This is a genomic window from Rhodococcus globerulus NBRC 14531 (genome assembly GCF_001894805.1).
Lineage (GTDB): Bacteria > Actinomycetota > Actinomycetes > Mycobacteriales > Mycobacteriaceae > Rhodococcus_F > Rhodococcus_F globerula.
In genome coordinates, this window is record NZ_BCWX01000017.1 from 1 (window position 1) to 8413 (window position 8413).

Annotated in this window: 8 protein-coding genes; 7 read left to right on the plus strand and 1 reads right to left on the minus strand. The window is 58.5% G+C overall.

Features of this window, described 5'->3' with window-relative positions; translation table 11 throughout:
- The first annotated feature begins 32 nt into the window (after positions 1-32).
- From RG2_RS31060 to RG2_RS31080, 5 genes are all read left to right on the plus strand, one after another.
- Positions 33-1622: an ABC transporter substrate-binding protein gene (locus RG2_RS31060; protein WP_051730855.1), complete on the plus strand. Its 1590-nt coding sequence runs from the start codon at positions 33-35 to the stop codon at positions 1620-1622.
- Between the two features lie 92 nt (positions 1623-1714).
- On the plus strand, positions 1715-2746 hold the full coding sequence (locus RG2_RS31065) for an ABC transporter ATP-binding protein (RefSeq protein ID WP_051730854.1): 1032 nt from the start codon (positions 1715-1717) through the stop codon (positions 2744-2746).
- Positions 2743-3570, plus strand: coding sequence for an ABC transporter ATP-binding protein (locus tag RG2_RS31070; protein ID WP_051730853.1), 828 nt, complete (start codon positions 2743-2745; stop codon positions 3568-3570). Before RG2_RS31065 ends, RG2_RS31070 begins: the two co-directional genes overlap by 4 nt.
- Positions 3570-4511, plus strand: a complete 942-nt coding sequence (locus RG2_RS31075) for an ABC transporter permease (RefSeq protein WP_033237386.1) — start codon at positions 3570-3572, stop codon at positions 4509-4511. The genes RG2_RS31070 and RG2_RS31075 overlap by 1 nt, the downstream gene beginning before the upstream one ends.
- Before the next feature lie 27 nt (positions 4512-4538).
- Entirely contained in the window at positions 4539-5471 is a 933-nt protein-coding gene (locus tag RG2_RS31080; RefSeq protein WP_051730852.1) for an ABC transporter permease, read from the plus strand.
- A gap of 20 nt (positions 5472-5491) precedes the next feature.
- On the opposite strand, the gene RG2_RS31085 is transcribed toward RG2_RS31080, so the two are convergent.
- Entirely contained in the window at positions 5492-6274 is a 783-nt protein-coding gene (locus tag RG2_RS31085) for an enoyl-CoA hydratase/isomerase family protein (RefSeq protein ID WP_033237385.1), read from the minus strand.
- Positions 6275-6768: 494 nt separating this feature from the next.
- Between RG2_RS31085 and RG2_RS31090 the strand changes: the two genes are divergently transcribed.
- Both RG2_RS31090 and RG2_RS31095 read left to right on the plus strand, forming a co-directional pair.
- Positions 6769-7761, plus strand: coding sequence for a cyclase family protein (locus tag RG2_RS31090; protein WP_033237384.1), 993 nt, complete (start codon positions 6769-6771; stop codon positions 7759-7761).
- A gap of 185 nt (positions 7762-7946) precedes the next feature.
- Entirely contained in the window at positions 7947-8243 is a 297-nt protein-coding gene (locus RG2_RS31095) for a putative quinol monooxygenase (protein WP_033237388.1), read from the plus strand.
- The last annotated feature ends 170 nt before the right edge of the window (positions 8244-8413 follow it).

Here is an 8413-nt window from a genome sequence, read left to right on the forward strand (position 1 = left end):
TACCTAACCCAATCGAGAGGAACACCAAGATAGTGATCACACGTTCCGTACGTATCGGCGTTGCCATTGCCGCTCTTAGCCTGGTGCTTTCCGCCTGTGGCAGTGGAAGTGCCGGCAATTCGTCCCCGGCGTTAGGTGGTGCCGTCGGCGCAGCGGCCGCTGACGCCGATCCGAACGGACATCTCCGGGTCGGCCACACTGTGGCGACACCGGCGCTGAACCCGCACAAGATGCCGTCTGCGCCGGCCGCGTACCCGTATCTGACTCCGGTGTACGACAGGCTCACCCAAATGGTCGACGAGGATGGGTCTCTCGCGATAGCTCCGATGGTTGCGACCGAGTGGGAGTTTTCCGAGGACGGCCGTGAGGTCGTCTTCACATTGCGTGACGGGATCACTTTCACCGATGGTGAAGTTCTCGATGCCGCCGCAGTCAAGGCAACGCTTGATCATGCGAAGACGGCGGCGGGATCGACTGTGGCGTCAACCTTTTCGATGATCGATTCGGTAGAGGTGGTCGATCCGAACCGGGTAAAGGTCATCGCTACCCGACCCGCCGCAGATTTGCCGTTTGTGCTCTCCGGTGTGGAAGCGGCATTGATCAGTCCGAAGGCTCTCGACAATCCGGATCTGGACATCAATCCGGTGGGTTCGGGTCCGTACGTCGCGACCTCGGTCCGGATAGGTGATTCGGTGACATACGAGCGTCGGGAGGGGTACTGGGATCCTGCAGCACAGTTGTCCAAGACGATCACGATCACCGGCATCGTCGACGACAATGCTCGACTGAACGCGCTGCGATCAGGTCAGATCGATCTGATGATATCCAAGATCGGTCAGTACCCGCAGGCATCGGCGCTCGGATCTGGATACGGGTTCTTTTCTTATCCGCCTGCACAGCTGTACACGATGGCCATGAATATCGACAGCCCGGAGTTCTCGGATGTGCGGGTGCGTCAAGCGCTGAACTTTGCCGTTGACCGGGAAGGTATCAACTCGTCGTTGCTCAACAATCAGTGCCAGGTCTCCGGCCAACCGCTTTCGGTCGGCGCGGACGGGCACCTTTCGGATCCGCCGATCGATTACACCTACGATCCGGATCGGGCGCGGGCTTTGCTCGCGGAGGCAGGGGTCAACGGTCTCACATTCAATACGCTTCTCGGTGCGGGACTTTCGCCGCAGGACGAGATCGCGTCGGCCCTGCAAGCGCAGTTCGCCGAAGTCGGTGTCACGATGAATGCCAAGCCGGTGGATCTGGTCGACATGACTGCTCAGTTTGCAGCGAAGGCACAACCGTCCATCGTCAGTGTGCGAGTTGGCGATCCGAGTTCTGCACAGTTCCTCAACCGCAACTACACAGTCCCACGCCTTTTTCCGGGAACACTTCCCGCGGAGTTCAAGAACTCATTGGCGCCGGCGTTTGATCCCAACGTGTCCGAGGTAGACCGTACTGCTGCTCTCGAAGCGACATCAGCCGTTGCGGTCGAGAACGCTTTCGACGTCTTCCTCTGTGCTGTAAGTACACAGTTTGCCTTCGCAGACAATGTAATCGGTGCTTCGAATATGGGCGTTTCGCATTACACCGGGGTGATGGACCTGCGCTACGTCGGTGTCGCGAAATGATTCTGCGCGAATAGTCGAAGTCTCACTCATATCCAGTTTGGGCGGTGCGCCCGTTGTCGCCGTCCACTACCTGACGCTAGGAGATCCTGTCCATGGCAACTGATCTACCGTTGTCGTCGCTCGACGCGACGGACAGCGATATCCTGCGGATCGAGAATCTCTCGGTCGACTTCGATACCGATCGCGGCTGGACTCGAGTCGTCGACGACGTGTCCTTGCGAGTAGCACCCGGCACGACGGTCGGGCTGGTGGGTGAATCCGGATCCGGGAAAACCGTAACTTCCTTGGCTGCAATGGGATTACTGCCTTCCCAGGGTTGTCGGGTAACTGGATCGATCCGTATCGCCGGCCGTGAGGTGGTGGGGTTGTCGGAGTCGGAGTTGTCCGGCATTCGTGGGGTCGACGTATCGATGGTCTTTCAAGAACCAAGGCGAAGTCTGTCTCCGGCATTCACTGTCGGGGATCAGATCGCCGAGGTTGTCCGTCGTCACCAAGGTTTGTCGAAGAAGGACTCGTTTGCCCGCGCTGTCGAGATGCTCGACGCGGTCGGTATTCCCGATGCACGCAATCGGGCAAAGGCATACCCGCACGAGTTCTCCGGTGGCATGTGTCAGCGCGTCATGTTGGCAATCGCAATGGTATGTCGACCGAAACTGCTCATTGCGGACGAACCCACGACCGCGCTGGACGTGACGGTGCAGAAAGAGATGTTGCGATTGATGAAGGATCTGCAACACGAGTTCGACGTATCGATTCTGTTCATCACTCACGATTTGGGGGTCGTTGCCGAGATGTGCGACCGAGTGGCGGTGATGTATGCGGGGCAGGTTGTCGAATCGACCTTGATCGATGACCTGTTCGACGACCCACGCCATCCGTACTCGGAGGGTCTGCTGGCAGCAATTCCCGACCCGAGGGCCAAAGGTATACGTCTGTCGTCGATTCCGGGTGCAGTTCCAGCTCCATGGGACTGGCCGCAAACGTGCCGGTTCCAGGATCGTTGCAACTACGCAGATGCTGGTCGATGCGATTCGGAACCGATAATACTGCACGACATCGCTCGCAATCGGTCAGTACGTTGCGTGCGTGAGGGCGAACTGAATCTGAAGGGACTTACCGGATGAGTCCGTTATTGGAGGTCTCCGGACTACGCAAGTCGTATCCGGTCAAGAGAGACTTTCTCGGTCGCGTGAGAGAGCGGTCCGTGGTGACCAACGATGTGAGTTTTACCCTGGAACGTGGTGAAACGCTCGGCATTGTGGGCGAATCCGGAGCGGGGAAGTCGACGATCGGACGTCAGGTTCTGCGTTTGATCGAACCCGACTCCGGCACGATCCGGTTCGACGGACACGATGTCCGTAAGTTCAAGGGCAAGGATTTGCTGTCCTTTCGGCGGCGCGCGCAGATGATCTTTCAGGATCCGTTCAGCTCGCTCGATCCGCATATGACGATTCGCAACGCGGTGGGCGAACCGTTGTCGATCCACTTCGGAATCGCTGGGGCAGAGCGTGATCGGCGTGTCGTGGAAATTCTGCAGAGGGTCGGTATGCGCGAGGACCAACTCGACAAGTATCCACGAGAGTTCTCCGGCGGTCAGCTTCAGAGGATCGCGATTGCCCGGGCGCTCACACTCGATCCCGACTTCATTGTGTGTGACGAACCTGTTGCTGCATTGGATGTTTCAATCCAAGCTCAAGTTCTCAACCTGCTGCTCGACCTGCAGGCCGAGCGCGGCTTGGCCTATATTTTCATCTCGCATGATCTCTCCCTCGTGCGATATCTCGCCCACCACGTCATCGTTATGTACCGGGGCGAGGTAGTCGAAGCCGGGACCGCGGAGGAGTTGTTCGAGAATCCGCAGCACTCGTACACCAAGATGCTGGTCTCGGCAGTTCCGGACCCGAGGAACCGTCGTCGCAGAGTTTCAGTACCGACGGGAGGGTCATAATGGCGAATCTGTTGGGAAAACGGGTGCTTTCGGCAATCCCACTGTTGCTGTTCCTCAGCTTCTTCGTTTACGTGCTGGTTGACTTCATGCCAGGAGACGCTGCAGCTGGGCTTGCCGGTGACAACGCAACGCAGGACGAAATCGCTTCGGTTCGCGAACAACTGGGTCTGGATCGGCCACTGCTGATCCGGTACGTCGAGTGGCTCGGTCACATCATTACCGGTGATTTCGGCACCTCGCTCTACAGTTCTCAGTCCGTCACTCAGATCCTCGCGGATCGGATACCGACCACTCTGTCCTTGACCGTCGTGACCATGGTAATTGTGATCTTGCTCGGTCTGCCGATCGGAATCATTGCCGCTATGCGTGCCAATTCGATGCTCGACCGCGCGTTGACGGCTGTGTCGTCGGTTGCGATGGCGGTCCCACCGTTCATTATCGGTTTGGTTCTGGTCATTGCCCTCGCAATCTCCGCGCCGGTTTTTCCGGCGACTGGGTACGCACCGCTCAGCGAAGGGTTTGGGGTTTGGCTTCAACACCTGATTCTTCCGGCTCTCGCGATTGCGGCCATTTCCACTGCGGAAGTGGCGCGCCAAACCCGTGCGGCCATGGTTGACACGTTCGCCAAGGATTTCATCCGCACTGCTCGGGCGAAGGGGCTGCGGACCAAGCAGATCGTGCTGAAGCACGCCCTCAAGGTCGCCGGAGTTCCGATCGTGACGGTCCTCGGTCTACAGGTCAGTCGAGTATTTGCAGGCGCGGTGACAGTCGAGTTCGTTTTCGCGCTACCTGGCCTCGGGACTCTTGCCGTGAATTCTGTTTTCAGCCGGGATATTCCGGTGATCCTCGGCATCGTCATGGTCATGGCGGTTGCCATCGTGATCATCAACTTGATCGTCGATATGGCCTACGGCTACTTCAACCCGAGGACCCGGGCCTGACCCGGTCAGCTGTCGAAAGGCATTTTCATGAGTGAAACCGGTATTGTTGCGGATCCCGATAACCCGCGGCGCGCGACACCATTTTCGAGCCGAAGCCGCTTCATGCACACACTGCGGACTTCACGTCCACTTCGACTGCTGCGCAGGAACATCCCGGCCATGATCTCGCTGGTTTTCTTAGTGCTGGTGTTTCTGGTCGCGGGTTTCGGCACCATGATTGCGCCCGATGATCCGAACGCGCAGAACTTGGGAAACAGTTTGGCCGGAATTTCCGGGGAGCACTGGCTCGGTACGGACGTCTATGGTCGTGACGTCATGAGCAGGTTGCTCGCCTCGGCAAGTGTCACCATGCTCGCGGTTGTCCAGGCGGTGGGAGTTGCGGCTGTGATCGGTATTCCCACAGGGCTGTTCGCGGGACTTGTCCGGGGATGGGCTGGGGGACTGATCAGTAGAATCTCTGATGCCCTGCAGTCCTTGCCGCCTCTTATCCTCGCCATTGCGATCATCGGAATTTTCGGTCCAGGATTGACCAACGCGATGATGGCGATCGGACTGGTTATGGCCCCATCGCTGTACAGGTTGGCACGAGGTGCTGCGGAGTCGGTGTCGACGGAAACGTATATCGAAGCTGCCCGAGCGCTGGGCTGCGGCAAGGGCAGGCTGCTGTGGAGTCATGTGTTACCAAACGCGGCTTCGCCTTTACTGGTGCAGCTTTCGTTCTCGGCGGGTGTCGCGATTGTCGCCGAGGCAAGTCTGAGTTTTCTCGGTCTCGGTGTTCAGCCGCCACAGACTTCCTGGGGTTCAATGGTGCGTGAGGCTTTCGACAATATCTACACAGCTCCGGAGCTGATTGCTGCACCGGCGATCATGATTGTGCTGACCGTCCTGGCATTCTCGACGTTCGGTGACGGTTTGCGGGATGCGCTCGAAGGTTCGGGTTCGATTTCAAACGACGAATGACGAGCGGCGAATCTGCCGCGTTATCGCGGCAGATTCGCCGGTATCCAGCACGCGTCACGCTTTTCCATGAACGCCTGCATTCCCTCACGTGGTTCCGGAGAAGTGTCGAGTGCGCCGAACATGGTTTCGTAGTCGAATTGCCCGTAGCGCTCGTTGAGCATTCGCTTGACCTGGGCTCGGGCTACAGGTGCGGTCTGCAGTACCTCACGCGCAGCCTCGAGTGCCGCAGTCCGAAGGTTCTCATGTGGCACAACTCGGGAGATCACTCCGAGTCGAAGCGCTTCTGCCGCATCGAACTTGCGCGCGGAAAACATCAAGTCGCGTGCTGCGGCGATTCCGATGTGTGCCGGCAACACTGCGGCGAAAGTCGCATCCGGGATGCCTCGTAGAAGTTCGGGAACACGGAATGTCGCCCGGTCGCTGACGACAGCGATATCGGACATCATTGCAATCAGTAGTCCACCGGCCTGGCAGATTCCGTTGACCGCGGAAATGACGGGTGCGCGACTGTCTCGAATGGTTAGGAAGGGAACGATATCGATGCTCGAAAGGCCCTCCGGTAAAGCATCTCCCGGGTCCGATCGCCTTCCCAGATCTCCTCCGGGGGCGAATACGTCGTCAGCCCCGGTGATTATCAATGCCGACAGTTCCGGGTCGGAATTCACGAGGCGTACTGCTCGCTTCAATCCGTAGTACATCGCGGAGGTCAACGCATTTCTGGCAGCCGGACGGTCGATGATGCACCATCCGATCGAGCCTTCACGTTCGAATCGTAAACCGCTGGTGCCCAAGCTATTTACCATAAATTCAGCGTATAGCATTCTCCATGTAGTGGCCAGTGACGGCTTCGAAAGATCACGATGCCTGCACATGGTTCGCCGGGGTTCAGATAACTGCATCGTGGATGCCTGGTCAACGGGATGTTCCGGCTAGCGGAATGGGCATGTCTGGGTCGCCCACGGGTGTATGGCGTCCGGGTAACGAGGCAGTCGGTTTCCGGACGAAACCTGGCACAGTTCAAGCTGATACATCTTTTGTGTCTACGACTGGCCATGTGATCGACGGAGTTTCGGCCTGGAGAGATTGCCTCGCTCGACTTCTTCGTTTGGGCGAGTATCTATGACAGAATCGAACAACAGGACCGGATGTGCCGATCGACATACCCAGTGTGTGAAGATGATTCGATTCAGTAGTCCCTGCAACTCAACCGCTGCATCGGGGCGTTGTCAGCCTGGCGTTGCCCTTCGGAACGAATATCAGCTGATTCTGCCCCTCGGAAACGAATATGGAGAAACGAATGACAGTCGACGACCTGGAAACAGATCCCCTCGCCCCGTGGCTCCGTAAGATCAAGGACGAGCACGATTCATCCCGACACGTGGACGGTGTGCAGTGCCGCGGTTCCGTGGACCTCATCGATGAATCGGCCCGCCTGCGAGGCGTTTCCGCTGTCAGATACGGGAAAGCCATCTCTCTCGAACGTGAGGTGGAAACCCGCCCCGGCCGCCTTGCCGATGGTCGAGCTGTTGCGGAACTCGAGGCAGCGCAGTGGGAAAAGCTGGGGCTTGCCGAGATGCCTTCCGGCCACGGATCAGTAGAACTCGATGTACAGGTCGGCGTTCGCGGTATGCGCTCGGCCCACGGCGGTGACGTGATCAAGTACGACGCCCATGGAGTCCACAACACACACATGGACGGTTTGGCGCACATCGGTGCCGAAGGGTCTTGGCACGGGCCGATTCCCGCCGAGGCGTCCCTGACTGACGAGGACACCATGGTGGCGTGGGCGAACCATGGAATCGCCACGCGTGGTGTAGTCCTCGATGTCGCCGGAGCGCGAGGGGTCGAGTGGATCGACGCCGAACACCCCGTTACCGGCGAGGACCTGGACGTAGCGCTCGCGGCAACCGGAGTCACCCTCGAGCCTGGCGATGCGCTGATCATCTACCAGGGGCGCGATCGCTACGAGGCGGCCGGCAACATCTACCCGAGCGGCGCCGCAGCAGTGGCGCGCCCAGGTATCGGTGAGGACGGTGCAGTCTGGATCGCATCGAAGGATCCGGGCTTGGTGCTGTGGGACTTCCACGATGCCCGGAACAACCCTGCCGGCTCGTTGGAAGTGCACAACCTGATCTATGCGATCGGTTTGTGTCTGGTGGACAACTGCTTACTCGGCCCGGCCGTGGCGGCGTTGAAGCAGACAAATACGTCGACAGGTCTTGTCGTAGCGGCTCCGACTGCCATCCACCGTTCGACGGGTGTCCTGATCAATCCGTTGTTCCTTTACTGACCTCTCGACAAGGTTGTCGCTATCGGTTCGGCACACTCTCGGACATCAACAGTTTGTCCGAGAGTGTGCTTTCGACAGTCTGAAGTCTGTCGGACGTGCGTTGTGCACCTTGGAGTTGTGCACCCTGGAAAACGTGGGTGCTCCTGAATGATTCGAATTCACCCCCTGAGAACAAGGAGTTTTCTGTGACGATTTCCGCGATTCTGGACCTGCGACTCAAGAAAGAGAGTCTTGCTACCGCACGCGAGGTGGTGGGACGAATCTTGACTGAGACCCGTGCTTTCGAAGGTTGCGAAGGTGTCGACGTATTGATTGATGCCGACGACGAAACGCACTGGCTGTGTTTCGAGAAATGGTCTACTGCCGAGGCGGATGCCGCATACCGCGAATGGCGCGCCGGCCCAGGCATGATCAAGGATTTGGGACCGCTTCTCGCAGGGGCGCCAGGACTGGCCAAGTACACACTCGACTCTGCGATCTGACCTATTTGTTTGTCCAGATGGGGCGTGTCCTTCGTGAACAGTGCCGAAGAGCACGCCCCATACTTGTTGCCCTTACGCGAGCACCTTCGGCAGTAGGGGATGCAGTTCGGCGTCGGCTTTCTTCGACCCCCCACGCAGCTTGTCAGTTATCGCCAGTATCTCGAACTTTT